This window comes from Variovorax sp. 278MFTsu5.1 (genome assembly GCF_048305045.1).
GTDB classification, from domain to species: domain Bacteria; phylum Pseudomonadota; class Gammaproteobacteria; order Burkholderiales; family Burkholderiaceae_C; genus Variovorax; species Variovorax guangxiensis.
Map to the genome: position 1 here is coordinate 1,633,882 of NZ_CP157622.1, position 17,103 is coordinate 1,650,984.

The 17,103-nt window shown below is 66.0% G+C and carries 16 protein-coding genes; 10 read left to right on the top strand and 6 right to left on the bottom strand.

The window, feature by feature from the left end:
- The first annotated feature begins 94 nt into the window (after nt 1-94).
- Nucleotides 95-1,309: a fatty acid desaturase gene (locus ABL844_RS07190; protein WP_126023129.1), complete on the top strand. Its 1,215-nt coding sequence runs from the start codon at nt 95-97 to the stop codon at nt 1,307-1,309.
- 182 nt (nt 1,310-1,491) lie between these two features.
- On the opposite strand, the gene rpmG is transcribed toward ABL844_RS07190, so the two are convergent.
- The 3 genes from rpmG to trxB form a co-directional block, all read right to left on the bottom strand.
- Nucleotides 1,492-1,665, bottom strand: a complete 174-nt coding sequence (rpmG, locus tag ABL844_RS07195; protein ID WP_007830291.1) for a 50S ribosomal protein L33 — start codon at nt 1,663-1,665, stop codon at nt 1,492-1,494.
- 11 nt (nt 1,666-1,676) lie between these two features.
- Nucleotides 1,677-1,910 carry a 50S ribosomal protein L28 gene (gene rpmB, locus ABL844_RS07200; protein ID WP_019654270.1) on the bottom strand — a complete coding sequence of 78 codons (234 nt, stop codon included), beginning with the start codon at nt 1,908-1,910 and terminating at the stop codon, nt 1,677-1,679.
- Between the two features lie 171 nt (nt 1,911-2,081).
- Nucleotides 2,082-3,041 carry a thioredoxin-disulfide reductase gene (gene trxB, locus ABL844_RS07205; RefSeq protein WP_126023130.1) on the bottom strand — a complete coding sequence of 320 codons (960 nt, stop codon included), beginning with the start codon at nt 3,039-3,041 and terminating at the stop codon, nt 2,082-2,084.
- 183 nt (nt 3,042-3,224) lie between these two features.
- On the opposite strand from trxB, the gene ABL844_RS07210 reads away from it, so the two are divergent.
- The 8 genes from ABL844_RS07210 (at nt 3,225) to ABL844_RS07245 (ending at nt 12,539) form a co-directional block, all read left to right on the top strand.
- Nucleotides 3,225-3,899 (top strand): Crp/Fnr family transcriptional regulator, encoded by a 675-nt coding sequence (locus ABL844_RS07210; RefSeq protein WP_126023131.1) that lies wholly within the window; start codon nt 3,225-3,227, stop codon nt 3,897-3,899.
- Between the two features lie 100 nt (nt 3,900-3,999).
- On the top strand, nt 4,000-6,456 hold the full coding sequence (locus ABL844_RS07215; protein ID WP_418130872.1) for a DNA translocase FtsK: 2,457 nt from the start codon (nt 4,000-4,002) through the stop codon (nt 6,454-6,456).
- Nucleotides 6,457-6,613: 157 nt separating this feature from the next.
- Nucleotides 6,614-7,246 (top strand): outer membrane lipoprotein chaperone LolA, encoded by a 633-nt coding sequence (gene lolA / locus ABL844_RS07220; RefSeq protein WP_176668072.1) that lies wholly within the window; start codon nt 6,614-6,616, stop codon nt 7,244-7,246.
- Nucleotides 7,247-7,271: 25 nt separating this feature from the next.
- Nucleotides 7,272-8,564, top strand: a complete 1,293-nt coding sequence (locus tag ABL844_RS07225; protein ID WP_418130873.1) for a replication-associated recombination protein A — start codon at nt 7,272-7,274, stop codon at nt 8,562-8,564.
- 251 nt (nt 8,565-8,815) lie between these two features.
- On the top strand, nt 8,816-9,745 hold the full coding sequence (locus ABL844_RS07230) for a branched-chain amino acid ABC transporter permease (protein WP_019654264.1): 930 nt from the start codon (nt 8,816-8,818) through the stop codon (nt 9,743-9,745).
- A 13-nt stretch (nt 9,746-9,758) separates the two neighbouring features.
- Nucleotides 9,759-10,967: a branched-chain amino acid ABC transporter permease gene (locus tag ABL844_RS07235; protein ID WP_418130874.1), complete on the top strand. Its 1,209-nt coding sequence runs from the start codon at nt 9,759-9,761 to the stop codon at nt 10,965-10,967.
- A 20-nt stretch (nt 10,968-10,987) separates the two neighbouring features.
- On the top strand, nt 10,988-11,761 hold the full coding sequence (locus tag ABL844_RS07240) for an ABC transporter ATP-binding protein (protein ID WP_126023135.1): 774 nt from the start codon (nt 10,988-10,990) through the stop codon (nt 11,759-11,761).
- Between the two features lie 16 nt (nt 11,762-11,777).
- The gene (locus tag ABL844_RS07245; protein WP_369662473.1) at nt 11,778-12,539 is read left to right on the top strand and encodes an ABC transporter ATP-binding protein; all 762 of its coding nucleotides are present in this window, start codon (nt 11,778-11,780) and stop codon (nt 12,537-12,539) included.
- Nucleotides 12,540-12,563: 24 nt separating this feature from the next.
- Here ABL844_RS07245 and ABL844_RS07250 read toward each other — a convergent pair whose 3' ends face one another.
- Complete coding sequence (locus ABL844_RS07250; RefSeq protein WP_184635311.1) at nt 12,564-13,022, bottom strand: (2Fe-2S)-binding protein; 459 nt, start codon at nt 13,020-13,022, stop codon at nt 12,564-12,566.
- Between the two features lie 11 nt (nt 13,023-13,033).
- Nucleotides 13,034-15,220 carry a molybdopterin cofactor-binding domain-containing protein gene (locus ABL844_RS07255; protein WP_418130875.1) on the bottom strand — a complete coding sequence of 729 codons (2,187 nt, stop codon included), beginning with the start codon at nt 15,218-15,220 and terminating at the stop codon, nt 13,034-13,036.
- Between the two features lie 144 nt (nt 15,221-15,364).
- On the opposite strand from ABL844_RS07255, the gene ABL844_RS07260 reads away from it, so the two are divergent.
- Nucleotides 15,365-16,123 carry a Crp/Fnr family transcriptional regulator gene (locus tag ABL844_RS07260; RefSeq protein WP_126023138.1) on the top strand — a complete coding sequence of 253 codons (759 nt, stop codon included), beginning with the start codon at nt 15,365-15,367 and terminating at the stop codon, nt 16,121-16,123.
- Here the strand turns inward: ABL844_RS07260 and ABL844_RS07265 are convergent.
- On the bottom strand, nt 16,095-17,075 hold the full coding sequence (locus tag ABL844_RS07265; RefSeq protein ID WP_418130876.1) for a Bug family tripartite tricarboxylate transporter substrate binding protein: 981 nt from the start codon (nt 17,073-17,075) through the stop codon (nt 16,095-16,097). The two genes, ABL844_RS07260 and ABL844_RS07265, sit on opposite strands and share 29 nt — an antisense overlap.
- Between the last annotated feature and the right edge of the window lie 28 nt (nt 17,076-17,103).

Genomic DNA, 17,103 nt, shown 5'->3' on the forward strand with positions numbered 1-17,103 from the left:
GGTTTAAAGGGCTTGTTCTAGGCCCTCGGACCTTAAAATCGTGGGTTATCTGAAGGCTGCACCTTCGTGCGGCCATGATGGAGTACCTGACTCAATGTTGCTTCCTGACTCCGCCGTCCTCAACGCGGCCATCGAATGGCTCGGACACGGCCTTTGGGATCTCACCTGGTGGCAGATCGTGCTTTACACGCTCGCCACCACGCACATCACGATCGCCGCGGTCACGATCTTCCTGCACCGCACGCAAACGCACCGGGCCATGGATCTGGGCCCGATCCCGTCGCATTTCTTCCGCTTCTGGCTCTGGATCGGCACCGGCATGGTGACGAAGGAGTGGGTCGCGATCCACCGCAAGCACCACGCCAAGTGCGAAACCCAGGACGACCCGCACAGCCCGCAGGTCAAGGGCATCGAAGAGGTGCTCTGGCGCGGCGCCGAGCTGTATCGCGCCGAGTCGAAGAACAAGGAAACGATGGAGCGCTACGGTCACGGCACGCCCGATGACTGGATCGAACGCAACCTGTATTCCCGCTATAGCTGGCAGGGCGTCGGCCTGATGCTGGTCCTGAACCTCGCGCTGTTCGGCGCGCTCGGCATGGCGGTGTGGGCTGTGCAGATGCTCTGGATCCCGATCACCGCCGCCGGCGTGATCAACGGCATCGGCCACTACTGGGGCTACCGCAACTTCGAGGCGCCCGACGCCAGCCGCAACATCATGCCCTGGGGGCTGATCATCGGCGGCGAAGAGCTGCACAACAACCACCACACGTACCCCACCTCGGCCAAGTTCTCGGTCAAGAAGTACGAGTTCGACATCGGCTGGATCTACATCCAGGCTCTGCAGAAGCTGGGCTGGGCCAAGGTCAAGAAGGTGCCGCCGAAGATGCTCATGGGCGACATCCAGCCCGTGGCCAACGAGAAGACGCTCGAGGCCGTCATCGCCAACCGCTACGAAGTCATGGCCGGCTATGCGCGCGAAATGCGCCGCGCCACCAGCCAGGAACTGGCTGCCCTGAAGAACAAGGGTGCCGACCTGTCGGTGCTCAAGGCCGCCAAGCGCTGGCTGCATCGCGACGACGACAAGGTGCCTGCATCGGCTCGCACTCATGTCTCGCAGGCTCGCGCCGCCCACCCGGTGCTCGACAAGATGGTCACGATGCGCGAAGAGCTGCGTCAGCTGTGGCTCAACACTTCGCAGTCGCGCGAGCAGCTGGCGGCTGATCTGGCTGCCTGGTGCCATCGTGCGGAAGCCAGCGGCATTGCCGGTCTGCGCGACTTCTCGACCCGTCTGCGCGCTGCTCGCGCCTGACGCGAACTGGAGCTTTCCCCGAACAAAAGCCGGCCTGAGGGCCGGCTTTTTCATGTCCGTCGAATTCTTGAGGATGCCAAATCCCCAATGAAAAAGAAGGCAAGGCGAAATACGAAATAGACGGGCAATAAAAAACCCGCTGTGTTTGCAGCGGGTTTTCTATTTGGAGAAACCGGGCCGAATTACTTCAGCTTGATTTCCTTGTATTCGACGTGCTTGCGCGCCTTGGGGTCGAACTTCATGATCGACATCTTTTCAGGCATCGTCTTCTTGTTCTTGCTGGTCGTGTAGAAGTGGCCGGTACCCGCGGTGGATTCCAGCTTGATCTTTTCGCGTCCGCCTTTGCTCGTTGCCATGATTCAGCTCCTTAGGCTTGGCCGCGTGCGCGCAGGTCTGCGAGCACGGAGTCGATACCGTTCTTGTCGATCAGGCGCAGCGCGGCGCTCGAAACACGCAGGCGAACCCAGCGGTTTTCACTTTCGACCCAGAAACGGCGGTATTGCAGGTTCGGCAGGAACCGGCGCTTGGTTTTGTTGTTGGCGTGGGAAACGTTGTTTCCGACCATCGGGCCCTTGCCCGTTACGTCGCATACGCGTGCCATGAGGACACTCTTTCTTGAACAGCTGGCACCGGTGCAATCAGGGCGATCGCAGGTGTTTTGCAGCTTGACCTCGCCAGAAAACGGGTGGCGGTACCCCGACTTTGCCGCGGCTCGTGGGAGAGCCCTGTTTCGGCAAAGCCTTGGATTATAGCCCTTTTGGAGGCTCGGTGGTTACAGCGTGCCGTCCTGTTCCAGGAAGCGCTGTGCGTCGAGCGCGGCCATGCAGCCGGTGCCGGCGCTGGTGATGGCCTGGCGGTAGACGTTGTCCTGCACGTCGCCGGCGGCGAAAACGCCCGGAATGCTGGTCATCGTGGCGAAGCCCTGCAGGCCGGAGCGGGTCAGGATGTAGTTGTCCTTCATCTCCAGCTGGCCCTGGAAGATGTCGGTATTGGGGTGGTGCCCGATGGCGATGAAGCAGCCCTTGAGGTCGATCTGCTCGGTGGCGCCGGTCTGCGTGTTCTTGATGCGGATGCCCGTCACGCCCGTGTCGTCGCCCAGCACCTGGTCGAGCTCGTTGTGCAGCTTCAGTTCGATCTTGCCCTCGGCGACCTTCTCCATGACCTTGTCGATCAGGATCGGCTCGGCGCGGAACTTGTCGCGGCGGTGCACCAGGGTGACCTTGTTCGCGATGTTGGCGAGGTAGAGCGCTTCCTCGACGGCCGTGTTGCCGCCGCCGATCACGCAGACCTCCTGCTCGCGGTAGAAGAAGCCGTCGCACGTCGCGCACGCGGAAACGCCGCGGCCCATGAACTTCTGTTCGGAGTCGAGGCCCAGGTACTTCGCGGAAGCGCCGGTGGCAATGATCAGCGCGTCGCAGGTGTAGGTGCCGCTGTCGCCCGTGAGGGTGAAGGGGCGCTTGCTCAGGTCGACCTTGTTGATGTGGTCGAAAACGATCTGCGTCTTGAAGCGCTCCGCATGCTCCAGGAAGCGCTGCATCAGGTCGGGGCCCTGCACGCCGTGGACGTCGGCCGGCCAGTTGTCGACCTCGGTGGTGGTCATCAGCTGTCCGCCCTGGGCGATGCCGGTGATGAGCAGTGGCTGCAGATTTGCGCGTGCCGCATAGACGGCGGCGGTATAGCCGGCAGGGCCGGAGCCCAGAATCAAAACCTTGGCGTGTTGGGGAGCGGACATGAGTAGAAAACCTAGGATGGACGCTGCTTCAGCGTGTACATTTTCAGGGTGGTAGCGATATATATGGAGTATCACTGCCCGGTTCAACACCGGGTAAACGGTGTTTTCAATGCGCGCGATTGTAGTAATCCATCGGCTTGCTGCTTTCTGGATTGCTCCGCCCGCTGTCTCAGGGATTGATAAATGTCGATGCTGTCCAACCTCGAATTGCTTCGGCGCGTTCCATTGTTCGCGTCGTTGACGGCCACGCAGTCCGCTAGCATCGCGGACGCGATCATCAAGAAGCGCTTCAAGCGCGCGGAAGTCGTTGTGGAGCAGGGCAAGAAGTCCGATGCGCTCTACATCATCCTGACCGGACGTGCGCGCGTCACCAGCGCCGACAGCCGCGGACGCGAGGTCATCCTCGCCACGCTGCACCCCGGCGACTATCTTGGCGAGATGAGCCTGATCGACGACGAGCCGCATTCGGCCACCGTGCGCACCGAAATCCAGTGCGACGTGCTCATGCTGGGCCGCGACGCCTTTGCGCGCTGCCTGCCCGAGAACTCTTCCATGGCGTACAACATCATGCGCGGCCTCGTGCAGCGCCTGCGCCATGCCGACCGCAAGATCGAATCGCTGGCGCTGATGGACGTCTACGGGCGCGTGGCCCGCTCGCTGCTCGAATTCGCCATCGAGGACGGCGCCGGAAATCTCAAGGTGCGCGACAAGATCTCCCGCCAGGACCTGGCCAAGATGGTCGGCGCCTCGCGCGAAATGGTGAGCCGCGTGATGAAGGATCTCGAAGAGCGCGGTTTCGTCCAGACGCAGGACGACGGATCGATGATCGTCAAGGAACGGCTCCTGTCTCTGGCCTGAGCCTCCAGGGCCGGGGCCGCTGGTAACGGCGGCCCCGGCCTTTTGTTGTAGTGTTCGTGCATCCGGCCCCGCTTCACAGGGACCGGGCGCCGTGTTTTTCATGACCTATTCGCTGAATACGCTTCAATCTTCTTCTGCCGCCGAGGGGCAACCCGTGCGCGTGCGCGCCATGCGCTTCGCCCACGAGATCACGCTGATCGCAGGATTCGCAGCGCTGCTGTTCTGGCTGCTCTCGATGCTGAGCTTCACGCCCTCCGATGCCGCCTGGTCTACCTCGGGCACCGGGGGCGAAATCAAGAACTGGGGCGGCCGCATCGGCGCCTGGCTGGCCGATGGCAGCTACTACGCCGCCGGCTATTCCGTCTGGTGGTGCCTTTTCGCCGGGCTGCGCGCCTGGCTGTCTTCGCTGGCCAACTGGCTGCGCGGCGGCGAACCCTCGGCGGCCGAACAGGCAACCCCGCGCGGGCGCTTCAACCGCAGCCGCCTTGCCTTCTGGCTCGGCCTGATCCTGCTGCTTTGCGCGAGTACCGTGCTCGAGTGGTCGCGGCTGTACCGGCTCGAAGCGCACTTGCCAGGCTCTGGCGGCGGTGCGCTGGGATACCTGGTCGGTCCCGCCAGCGTGCGCTGGATGGGCTTCACCGGATCGGCGCTGGTGGCCATCGCCGGCGGCGTGATCGGCTCCGCGCTGGTGTTCCGTTTCTCCTGGAGCCTGATCGCCGAGCGCATCGGCGCGCGCTTCTATTCGCTCTTCGAATCGCGCCGCGAAAAGCGCGAACTCGCAGCCGACATCGCCATGGGCAAGCAGGCCGCGCGCGAGCGCGCCGAGGCCGACGACCACGGCTTCACGCGCGGCGACGCCGACTCCGGCCGTTCCGAGCCCTCGCTGTCGCCTTCGTCCGGCGCCTATGCCGGTGGTGGCGGTGGCGGCGGCGATGACGAAATCCTCATCGAGCCGCGCCCCAAGCGCCGCCCGCCATCGCCGCCGGTGCAGATCGAGCCCGCGATGACCGAAGTGCCCCGCAGCGACCGCGTCGTCAAGGAGCGCCAGAAGCCGCTTTTCAACGAACTGCCCGACAGCAAGCTGCCGCAGGTCGACCTGCTCGACCCCGCGCAGGCGCGCCAGGAAACCGTCTCCGCCGACACGCTCGAGATGACCTCGCGCATGATCGAGAAGAAGCTCAAGGACTTCGGCGTCGAGGTGCGCGTGGTGCTGGCCTCGCCGGGCCCCGTCATCACGCGCTACGAGATCGAGCCCGCCACCGGCGTCAAGGGCTCGCAGATCGTCAACCTCGCGAAAGACCTTGCGCGCTCGCTCTCGCTGGTCTCGATCCGCGTGGTCGAGACCATCCCCGGCAAGAACTACATGGCGCTCGAGTTGCCGAACGCCAAGCGCCAGTCGATCAAGCTCAGCGAGATCCTGGGCTCGCAGGTCTACAACGAAGGCAAGTCGATGCTCACCATGGGCCTCGGCAAGGACATCATCGGCAACCCCGTGGTGGCCGACCTCGCGAAGATGCCGCACGTGCTGGTGGCCGGTACCACCGGCTCGGGCAAGTCGGTGGGTATCAACGCGATGATCCTGTCGCTGCTCTACAAGGCCGAGGCGCGCGACGTGCGCCTGCTCATGATCGACCCGAAGATGCTCGAAATGTCGGTCTACGAAGGTATCCCGCACCTGCTGGCGCCTGTGGTCACCGACATGCGCCAGGCCGCGCACGGCCTGAACTGGTGCGTGGCCGAGATGGAGCGCCGCTACAAGCTCATGAGCAAGCTGGGCGTGCGTAACCTGGCCGGCTACAACACCAAGATCGATGAGGCCAAGGCACGCGAGGAGTTCATCTACAACCCCTTCAGCCTCACGCCGGACGATCCCGAGCCGCTCAAGCGCGAGCCGCACATCGTCGTGGTCATCGACGAGCTGGCCGACCTGATGATGGTGGTCGGCAAGAAGATCGAGGAGCTGATCGCCCGTCTCGCGCAGAAGGCGCGCGCGGCCGGCATCCACCTCATCCTCGCCACCCAGCGCCCCAGCGTGGACGTGATCACCGGCCTGATCAAGGCCAACATCCCGACCCGCATCGCCTTCCAGGTGTCGAGCAAGATCGACAGCCGCACCATCCTCGACCAGATGGGCGCCGAGGCGCTGCTCGGCATGGGCGACATGCTCTACATGCCCAGCGGCACCGGTCTGCCGATCCGCGTGCACGGCGCCTTCGTCAGCGACGACGAAGTGCACCGCGTGGTGGCCTACCTCAAGAGCCAGGGCGAGCCCGACTACATCGAAGGCGTGCTCGAAGGCGGCACGGTCGACGGCGACGGTGACGGCGACCTGCTCGGTGGCGGTGGCGACGGCGAGAAGGACCCGATGTACGACCAGGCGGTCGAAGTGGTGCTCAAGAACCGCAAGGCCAGCATCTCGCTGGTGCAGCGCCACCTGAAGATCGGCTACAACCGCGCCGCCCGCCTCGTCGAGGACATGGAGAAGGCAGGCCTCGTCAGCGCCATGAGCGGCAGCGGCCAGCGAGAGATCCTGGTGCCCGCGCGCGCGGCCGAATGACAGCCGCAAGGCCCCGGATCACCCAGGTTACGTGCTGAAAGGCAATTTGCAAAAGCGCCTTTCGGCATTGCAAATCTTCATCAAGGCCTACACCTGCCGCAATTCGCGGCGGGTAGGGTCGAAAGCCTGGTGCCATAGCCATTCAGAGGAATCCAAATTGAAATTGCGTCACTGGCTACTGATCGGCCTGCTGAGTTCCGTCAATGCCTGGGCGGGCGGGCTCGACAGCCTCGAAACCTTCGTGAAGACGGTGAAGTCCGGCCGCGCCGACTTCACCCAGACCGTCACCGCGCCCGCGCGTGAAGGCCAGCCGGGCCGTACCAAGACCTCGGCCGGCACCTTCGAATTCCAGCGCCCCGGCAAGTTCAAGTTCGACTACCAGAAGCCCTTCGCGCAGAGCATCGTGGCCGATGGCAAGACGCTGTGGCTCTACGACGCCGACCTGAACCAGGTCACGCAGCGCGCGCAGGCGCAGGCATTGGGCTCCACGCCCGCGGCGCTGATCGCTGCGGCGCCCGACCTGAAGGCGCTGCAGGCCGACTTCACGCTGGAGTCCGCGCCCGACCGCGACGGCCTGCAGTGGGTCAAGGCCACGCCGAAGAACAAGGACGGCCAATTGCAGAGCGTGCAGGTCGGCTTCCAGGGCGATGCGCTGGCGGCGCTCGAGATCCTCGACAGCTTCGGCCAGCGCTCGGTGCTGAAGTTCAGCAAGGTCGAAGTGAATCCCTCGCTGCCCGCCAGCGTGTTCGACTTCAAGCCGCCGGCCGGCGCGGACGTCGTCAAGCAGTAATCCATAAACAGGCAAGCCCACCGGATTGGCCACTTCAGCCCACCAGCCCCTTGCCGAACGCCTGCGTCCCAAGACCCTGGGCGAGGTGATCGGCCAGCAGCACCTGCTCGGCCCGGGCATGCCGCTGCGCATCGCCTTCGAGTCGGGCCAGCCGCATTCCTGCATCCTGTGGGGCCCGCCGGGCACGGGCAAGACCACCATCGCGCGATTGATGGCCGACGCCTTCGACGCTCAGTTCCTGAGCATCAGCGCGGTGCTCGGCGGCGTGAAGGACATCCGCGAGGCGGTCGAGCGCGCCACTGCCGCGCGCGACGGGCTCACGCAGCAGCGCACCATCGTCTTCGTCGACGAGGTGCACCGCTTCAACAAGAGCCAGCAGGACGCCTTCCTGCCGCACGTGGAGTCGGGCCTCTTCACCTTCATCGGCGCGACCACCGAGAACCCCTCGTTCGAGGTCAATTCGGCGCTGCTGTCGCGCGCGGCCGTCTACGTGCTGCAGTCGCTCGACGAAGGCAACCTCAAGCAGATTGTTGCGCGCGCGCAGGCCATACAGGCCGTGCCCGCCATCGACGACGCCGCGGTCGACCGCCTCGTGGCCTATGCCGACGGCGATGCCCGCCGGCTGCTCAACACGCTCGAAACCCTTGCGGTCGCCGCGCGCGCCGAGAAGCTCGACCACATCACCGACGAATGGCTGCTTCGCGTGCTCGGCGAACGCATGCGCCGTTACGACAAGGGCGGCGAACAGTTCTACGACACCATCAGTGCGCTGCACAAGTCGGTGCGCGGCAGCGAACCCGATGCCGCGCTCTACTGGTTCGTGCGCATGCTCGACGGAGGCGCCGATCCGCGCTACATGGCGCGCCGCCTGGTGCGCATGGCCAGCGAAGACATCGGCCTGGCCGATCCGCGCGCGCTGCGCCTGGCGCTCGACGCCGCCGAGGTCTACGAGCGGCTGGGTACCCCGGAAGGCGAACTGGCGCTGGCCGAGTGCGTGGTCTACCTCGCGATCGCGCCCAAGTCGAACGCCGTCTACAAGGCCTACAACGCGGTACGCGCCCTCGTGAAGACCGACACCACGCGCCCGGTGCCCATGCACCTGCGCAATGCGCCGACCAAGCTCATGAAGCAGCTCGACTACGGCAAGGGCTACCGCTATGCGCACGACGAGGAGGGCGGTTTCGCCGCCGGCGAGCGCTACCTTCCCGACGGCCTGGAAGGCCAGGTCTTCTACGAACCGGTGGAGCGTGGACTCGAAATCCGCATCGCGGAAAAGCTGCGCGACCTTCGCCGCCGGAACGACGAAGCCAAGGGCTGATACAGCCGTCTATACCCTGTTGCACCATGTGCGCGAAGCGTGCATGACCCCACGCGCATACAGCATGACGTGAGCGGGTAAACCCCGGTCCGCGCGCACCGAATCGGCGCTGGTGCGTGACTACAATCCCGCCCACAAATCCGCCGGCGACACATGTTGGCTGGTTTTTTGCTTGTCAAGCCAGGGGCGCCAAACCGGTGACCCGGTGGGTGAATGGCACCCCAACGGTGCAACACATAGGAAATCGCGTTATGGACATTTTGCTGCAGCAGATCATCAACGGTCTGGTTCTCGGCAGCATGTACGCCTTGATAGCCCTGGGCTACACAATGGTGTACGGCATCATCAATCTGATCAACTTTGCGCATGGTGAAGTGCTAATGGTGGGGGCGCTCACGAGCTGGACCATCATCGGACTCATGAAGGACGGCATGCCCAACACACCGGGATGGCTGATCCTCTTCATCGCGCTGATCATTGCCTGCGTCGTCGCGGCAACCCTGAACTTCGTGATCGAGAAAGTGGCCTATCGGCCGCTGCGCAACAGCCCCAAGCTCGCGCCGCTCATCACCGCCATCGGCATGTCGATCCTGCTGCAGACGCTGGCGATGATCATCTGGAAGCCGACCAACAAGGCGTATCCCACCCTCCTGCCTTCCGACCCCATCCACCTCGGCGGTGCGGTCATCTCGCCCACCCAGGTCATGATCCTCAGCGTCACGGCGTTCTCGCTCGTGGTGCTCATGTGGCTGGTCAACTACACCAAGCTCGGCCGCGCGATGCGCGCCACTGCCGAGAACCCGCGCGTCGCCGCGCTCATGGGCATCCGCCCCGACATGGTCATCTCGGCCACCTTCATCATCGGCGCGGTGCTCGCGGCGATCGCCGGCGTGATGTACGCCTCCAACTACGGCATCGCGCAGCACGCCATGGGCTTCCTGCCCGGCCTGAAGGCCTTCACGGCGGCCGTGTTCGGCGGCATCGGCAACCTGGCCGGCGCGGTGGTCGGCGGCATCCTGCTGGGCCTCATCGAGGCCATCGGCTCGGGCTACATCGGAACGCTGACCGGCGGGGTGCTGGGCAGCAACTACAGCGACATCTTCGCGTTCATCGTGCTGATCGCCATGCTCACGCTGCGTCCTTCGGGCCTGCTGGGCGAACGCGTGGCCGACCGCGCCTGAGGAGCTTGCCATCATGAAGAACAGCAAGAACCTCGCCCTCTACGTCATCGGCGCCATCGCCGTGCTCGCGCTGCCGCTGCTGCTGCAGATGCAAGGCAACGCCTGGGTACGCATCGCCGACATCGCACTGCTCTACGTGCTGCTGGCCCTGGGCCTGAACATCGTGGTCGGCTATGCCGGCCTGCTCGACCTGGGCTACGTGGCCTTCTTCGCGGTGGGGGCCTACCTCTTCGCGCTGATGGGGTCGTCGCACCTGTCCGAGACCTTCGAGTGGTTCAAGATCACCTTCCCGAACGGCATGCACACCTCGCTGCTGATCGTGATACCGCTGGCCTTCGTGCTGGCGGCGGTGCTCGGCGTGCTGCTGGGGGCGCCCACGCTCAAGCTGCGCGGCGACTACCTCGCCATCGTGACGCTCGGCTTCGGCGAAATCATCCGCGTGTTCCTGAACAACCTCGACCAGCCGGTGAACATCACCAACGGTCCGAAGGGCATCACCTCGATCGACTCGATCAAGTTCTGGGGGCTCGACCTGGGCAAGGCGCTGAAGTTCGACGGCTTCACCATCTCCTCGGTCACGCTCTACTATTACCTGTTCCTGGCGCTGGTGCTGGTCACCATCCTCATCTCGCACCGCCTGCAGCTCTCGCGCATCGGCCGCGCCTGGATGGCCATCCGCGAGGACGAGATCGCCGCCAAGGCCATGGGCATCAACACCCGCAATATGAAGCTGCTGGCCTTCGGCATGGGCGCGAGCTTCGGCGGCGTCTCCGGCGCGATGTTCGCTGCCTTCCAGGGCTTCGTGTCGCCCGAGTCCTTCAGCCTGATGGAGTCGGTGATGATCGTGGCCATGGTCGTGCTCGGCGGCATCGGCCACCTGCCCGGCGTGATCCTGGGCGCCATCCTGCTGGCCGCGCTGCCCGAAGTGCTGCGCTACGTGGCGGGTCCGCTGCAGTCGCTGACCGACGGCCGCCTCGACGCTTCCATCCTGCGCCAGCTGTTCATCGCGCTGGCCATGATCGTCATCATGCTGGTGCGCCCGCGCGGCCTGTGGCCCTCGCCGGAGCACGGCAAGTCGCTGACCAGGAAGGGCGGCGTGCCCGTCGACCCGACCCACGCCGCGGTCGCCCCCGGCTCGCTGCAGACCCACGCGCCGGGCGTCGACACGCCCGCAGACGAACTGCCGGGCGCGGCTTCGCGTCCCATGTCGATCAATCCCTGAACGCGCGAGGAAGAATCAACATGACGACTGACACCATCCTCGACGTCCGGGGCATCTCCAAGCGCTTCGGCGGGCTGCAGGCCCTGTCCGACGTCGGCATCACCATCAAGCGCGGCCAGGTCTACGGACTGATCGGCCCCAACGGTGCCGGCAAGACCACGTTCTTCAACGTGATCACCGGCCTGTACACGCCCGACAGCGGCACCTTCGAGCTCGCGGGCAAGCCCTACCAGCCGACGGCCGTGCACGAAGTGGCCAAGGCCGGCATCGCGCGCACCTTCCAGAACATCCGACTCTTCGCCGAAATGACGGCGCTGGAGAACGTGATGGTCGGGCGCCACATCCGTACCCATTCGGGCGTGCTCGGCGCGATGTTCCGCACCGGCGGCTTCAAGGCCGAGGAAAAGGCCATTGCGGACCGCGCGCACGAACTGCTCGACTACGTGGGCATCGGCAAGTTCGCCGACTACAAGGCGCGCACGCTGTCGTACGGCGACCAGCGCCGCCTCGAGATCGCACGCGCGCTGGCCACCGACCCGCAGCTCATCGCGCTCGACGAGCCGGCCGCTGGCATGAACTCCACTGAGAAGGTGGCGCTGCGCGAGCTGATCGACCGCATCCGCCGCGACAACCGCACCATCCTGATCATCGAGCACGACGTCAAGCTCATCATGGGCCTGTGCGACCGCGTGACCGTGCTGGACTACGGCAAGCAGATCGCCGAGGGCACTCCGATGGAGGTGCAGAAGAACGAGAAGGTGATCGAGGCCTACCTCGGTACCGGAGGACACTGAGATGACGACAGCAACGATGAGCGAACAAGACACCGCCGCCGGCACCGCGCAAGCCAGGACCGCCGGCAAGACCCTGCTGAAAGTCAGTGGCCTGAAGGTCGGCTACGGCGGCATCCAGGCCGTCAAGGGCGTGGACTTCGAGGTGCGCGAGGGTGAGCTGGTCTCGCTGATCGGCTCCAACGGCGCCGGCAAGACCACCACCATGAAGGCCATCACCGGCACGCTGCCCTCGGGTGCCGGCCACATCGAGTTCCTGGGCCGCAGCATCAAGGGCCGCGGCGCATGGGACCTGGTGGAAGAAGGCCTGGTGATGGTGCCGGAAGGCCGCGGCGTGTTCACGCGCATGACCATCACCGAGAACCTGCAGATCGGCGCCTACATCCGCAAGGACAAGGCCGGCATCGCGAGCGACATGGAGCGCGTGTTCGTCACCTTCCCGCGCCTGCGCGAACGCAAGGACCAACTCGCCGGCACCATGTCGGGCGGCGAGCAGCAGATGCTGGCGATGGGCCGCGCGCTCATGGCGCGCCCCAAGGTGCTGCTGCTGGACGAGCCCACCATGGGCCTGTCGCCCATCATGTGCGACAAGATCTTCGAGGTGGTGCAGACCGTGGCCTCGCAGGGCGTGACCATCCTGCTGGTCGAGCAGAACGCCAACCGCGCGCTGCAGCTGGCCGACCGCGGCTACGTGATGGAGTCGGGGCTCATCACCATGAGCGGCGATGCCAAGGAACTGCTGAGCGACCCGCGCGTGCGGGCCGCCTACCTCGGCGAATAAGGCCCTTTCTCTTTTTTCCCCTGCCTATCCCATCGCCGCAGCCGCAGCCTTGATGGCCTCGCGGATGCGGCCGTAGGTGCCGCAGCGGCACACGTTCTCGATGGCGTCGATGTCGGCGTCCGTCGGGTTGCGCGTGCGGCGCAGCAGGTCCACCGCGGCCATGATCTGCCCTGGCTGGCAGAAGCCGCACTGCGGCACGTCGAGGTTCAGCCAAGCCTGCTGCACCGGATGCAGCGTGTTGCCGTTGGCCAGCCCCTCGATGGTCGTCACCTGGCGGCCGCGCACGTCGGACACCCGCGTCGAGCAGGTGGTGACCGCCTTGCCATCCACGTGGCAGGTGCAAGCCTTGCACACGTTGATGCCGCAGCCGTACTTCGGCCCGGTGATGCCGAGCTTGTCGCGCAGCACCCAGAGCAGGGCCATGTCGTCGGGCGCCTCGACGTCGACGTTCTGGCCATTCACCTTGAAAGATTGCACTGGCATGGGAGGCCTCCTCAGGTCGGGATCGGAACGTTGACGGGCGTGGGCAGCTTGCCCGGCGGGATCGGCGTGAAGTCGACCGGGAAGTTCAGCGGAAAGCTGCGCGGCTTGATGCCGGTGGCGCGCGCGTAGGCGTTGGCGATGGCGCCCGAGCTTGCCGACAGGCCGACCTCGCCCAGGCCGCCGATGGCCTCGGCGCTGGGCGGCATGATGATGACCTTCACGTCCTTCGGGTAGTTCTTCATGCGCGAGAAGTGGTACTGCGAATAGCTGCCTTCCAGTGGCAGCCCGTTCTGGATGTGCAGCCCGGCGCTGAGCACCAGCGCGATCGATTCGCACAGGCCCCCCTGCAGCTGCGCCTCGATGCCCGAGGGGTTGATGGGCGTGCCCACGTCGATCGCGATCGTCGCGCGCACCACCTTCGCAGCCGAAGGCACCCGCGCGTCGATCTCGACGATGCAGGCCGTGAACGACTTCGTTTCCTGGTGCACGCCCACGCCCTGCGCGAAGCCCGCGGGCATCGCCTTGCCCCACTGCGCCGCCTCGGCCACCGCCTTGAGCACCGCGCGGGCGCGCGGCAGGCGCAGGTACTCGAGCCGGAAGGCGACCGGGTCCTTGCCCGCAGCCCTGGCCATCTCGTCGACCAGGATCTCCTCCACCAGCCGCGAGGGCTGGATGTGCACCGAGCGGTACGAGCAGGTGTTCATGTCGATCGGCACCGGCGTCAGCAGCTTGGTCGTCACGCCGAAGTTGTAGGGCGAGGAGACCATGGTCTTGAACATGATCTGCTCGATCGCGAAGTTGCCCACCGTCTGCGGAAAGGCGTTGGGCAGCGCGATGGCCGCGGCCTCCAGCATGTTGCCGAAGCCGTGGCGCGTGTCGAGCCGCACGCCGGCGATGCGCTGCTCGAAGGCGATCACCTGGCCCAGCAGCATCGTCGCGCGCGCCTTGTGGAACATCGGCGGGCGCATGCGCGTGTGGCGCATGTCGTCGGTGCGGTGGTACATCAGGCGGCAGGGTCGCCCGAGCGCCTTCGATACCTGGATCGCCTGCAGCACCGGGTCCCAGAAGAGGCGCCGTCCGAAGGAGCCGCCCGAAGGCACCACATGCACGGTCACCTTGTTCAATGGCAGGCCGAGTTCGGCCGCCACCGCCTGCTGGGTGACGATGGGGCTCTGCAGCCCGGCCCAGATTTCGGCCCGGTCCGGGCGCACGTCGGCAATTGCGCATTCCACTTCCATCGGGCAGTGCGAGACCGGCGCGAACTCGAATTCGCCCTCCACGGTCAGCGCACCCAGCGGCGGCAGCGCGAACGGAAGCAGCGCCGACTTCAGCTTGCGCATGAGGGTGGCGTTCGACTCGCCGTCGATCGGGCCGGCGGCCCAGGTCACGTCGAGCGCATTCACCGCGGCCCATGCCTGCCCGAAGGTCTCGGCCATCACGGCCACGCCGGGCGGCGTCGGCGTGATGCCGTTGGTCGATGGAATCGGTACCACGCCGATCACCCCCGGCATGGCCATCACCGTGTTCATGTTGTTGATGCTCACGAACTTGCCGTTGATGGTTGGCGGGCGCCGCACCATCGTCGGCATGGCGCCGGGCACGGCCTGGTCTAGCGTGAACTTCTTGCGCCCGGTGACGATGTCGAGCGCGTCGAGCCGCGTGACGCGCTGCCCGACCACCGATGGCGTGGAGCCCGAGAGCACGCCGCCCAGGCCGCCCAGCAGCGGCATCCCGGCATGCAGCGAGCGCACGCTCGACGAACCGCCGGTGAGCTGGTTCCAGATCAGCTCGGGGCTGGCGTCTGCCGAGGTCACCTCGATCGCGCTCAGCGGCAGGCGCAGCTTGTCGGCCAGCATCATCGCGGTGGCCGTGGCGATGCCCTGGCCCACCTCCAGCCGCGGCAGCGCGAGCCGCACGCGGCCGTTCTCGGCGTTCGTCACCTTCACGAGGGGCATGGTCGGCAGCGAAGTCACGGTCACCGCATCGCCGATGTCGATCAGGTCGGTGGTGTCGGGCGGCGTCATCGGCAGCAGCGCTGCGACTGCCCGGGAGGATGCGGTGAGGCTGCCCAGGCCGGCGGTCGCCGAAAGCAGCGGCGCGGCCGTCGCATAGCCCAGCACCTCGCGCCGTCGCAGGCCCGGCGAATCGTCGTCGTCCGGCCGGCGCGAGGGGCGCGGCCTCTCGTTCGATCGCTTCATCGTTGTCTCCTTGTTGTGGTGGCGAACGCGAGCGACTGTGGCATCATGGCCGCGCCGAGGATGTCGTTGGAACGACATTTCTTACGGCCCGCGATGGACCGGCTCGCGCGACGGGCCGGCCGTGTCCTGGGAGGAGACCCGACGATGTCGACGAGCGCGCTGGAGAACATGCTCCGCGAGAGCCTGTGGGCGCGAGCCCTCACGAGCGAGGAGCTCGACCGGGTCGTGCAGGAATCCCATGAGCGCACCGTTCCTGCCGGAGGTTTCGTCGTGCGGCGCGGCGAGCCCGCCGATCACTGGGTCGGCGTGATGGACGGCCTGCTCAAGATGTCCGTGTCGCTGCCTGACGGCCGCGTTTCCACCTTCACCGGCGTCACTGCCGGAGGCTGGAGCGGCGAGGGCTCCCTGCTCACCCCCGGCCCCTGGCGCTACGACGGCGTGGCGCTGCGGCCCACCCGCGTCGCCTGCATCCCGAAGCACAGCTTCGAGCGCCTCTTGGCCTCGAACATCGAATTCAATCGGTTTCTGTTGTTACACATCAATGCGCGGCTGAGCCTGTTCATCGGGCTCATGGAGTTCGACCGCCTGCTGGGCCCGGACGCGCGCGTGGCGCGCTGCCTTGCGAGCCTGTTCGATCCGATCCTGTATCCGCGTGCCGATCGCTTCGTGCGGCTGAGCCAGGACGAGATCGGCCTGCTGTCGGCGGTGTCGCGGCAGCGCGCCAACCGCGCGCTGCACGCCCTGCAGCGCGACGGCCTGCTGCGCGTGGAGCATGGCGGTGTCGAGGTGCTCGACCTCGCGGGGCTGCGCAGCTATTCGGGCGATGCCTCCTCGGTGGCGTTGCGCCGCGAGGAGGCCTTGCCCGAGGACCTCGTCAGTCCACCTTCGCGCCGGTGGCCTTGACGACCTTCTCGTACTTGGCGAGCTCGCTCTTCATGAAGGCGCCGAATTGCTCGGGCGAGCTGCCCACCGGCTCGGCCAGCAGCGAGGCGAAGCGGGTCTTCGTTTCGGGCGCATTCAGTGCCGCCACGAAGGCCTGGTTGAGCTTCACGACCACATCGTGCGGCGTGCCGGCCGGTGCGACCAGGCCCCACCATGTGTCGATGGAGAAGCCCTTGAGCGTGTCGGCCACGGGCGGCACCTCGGGCAGCGAACTGCTGCGCTGCAACGTCGTCACAGCGAGCGCTTTCAGCTTGCCCGAGCGGATGTTCGGCGCGGCGGTGGCGAGGTTGTCGAAGTTGAAGTCGACCTGGCCCGAGATCAGCGCCAGTTGCGCCGGGTTGCCGCCGTTGTACGGAATGTGCAGCGCGAAGATACCGGCCTCTTTCTTGAACAGCTCGCCCGCGAGGTGCCCTGCGCTGCCGTTGCCGCCGCTGCCGTAGTTGAGCTTGGCGGGGTTGGCCTTGGCGTAGCGGATCAGGTCGGCCACGCTGTTGATGTTCAGGCGCTTGGCGGTGTCGGCGTTCATCACCAGCACGTTGGGCACGCGGACCATCTGCGTGATCGGCGCGAAGTCGGTCGCGGCGTTGAACGGCATCTTGCTGTAGAGCCACGGGTTCACCGCGTTGGTGGCGGTGGCCGCGATGCCGATCGTCAGTCCGTCGGCCGGCGCCTTCGCCACCGCGTCGGCGCCGATGTTGCCGCCCGCGCCGGGCTTGTTGTCGATGATGACCGTGCCCAGCGTGTCCTTCACGCGCTCGGCCAGGATGCGCGCCGTGTTGTCGATCGGCCCGCCCGCCGCGTAGGGAACGATCAGGCGGATGGGGCGCTGCGATTGCTGCGCCAGGGCCTGGCCGGTGCTCATGAGGGCGGTGGCGCTTGCGAGGAGGGTGAAAAGGAAGTGTCTCGTCTTCATCTTGTTCTTGGGGTATCGCAGTGGATCG